The 246-nt window shown below is 32.9% G+C and carries 1 protein-coding gene; it reads right to left on the bottom strand.

Features of this window, described 5'->3' with window-relative positions; translation table 11 throughout:
* Positions 1 to 86 precede the first annotated feature (86 nt).
* The coding region (locus AOA61_RS32745; RefSeq protein ID WP_143521170.1) for a kinase/pyrophosphorylase at positions 87 to 246 on the bottom strand (160 nt) is incomplete at its 5' end.

Here is a 246-nt window from a genome sequence, read left to right as displayed (position 1 = left end):
TAGACATAATTTCGAAGTCTTTTATAATGTCATTTCACATTAAAAAGAGCGTCACCAAAAGTGTGCATTTGGGACGCTCCTATAAACTATTTTTTTTCTTTATTTTTTCGAACCATATGATTAATTATATTCGCAGTTTCTTCAACAGCTTTACTGGACACGTCAATCACATTACAGCCAATTTTCTCCATGATCTTGTTAGCATATTCTAACTCTTCGGTAATCCGACTGTGATTTGCATAACTT

Source organism: Pseudomonas sp. 2995-1 (assembly GCF_002742505.1).
Lineage (GTDB): Bacteria > Pseudomonadota > Gammaproteobacteria > Pseudomonadales > Pseudomonadaceae > Aquipseudomonas > Aquipseudomonas sivasensis.
The sequence above is the reverse complement of the archived record's forward strand: the minus strand, read 5'-3'. Positions and strand labels throughout refer to the sequence as shown.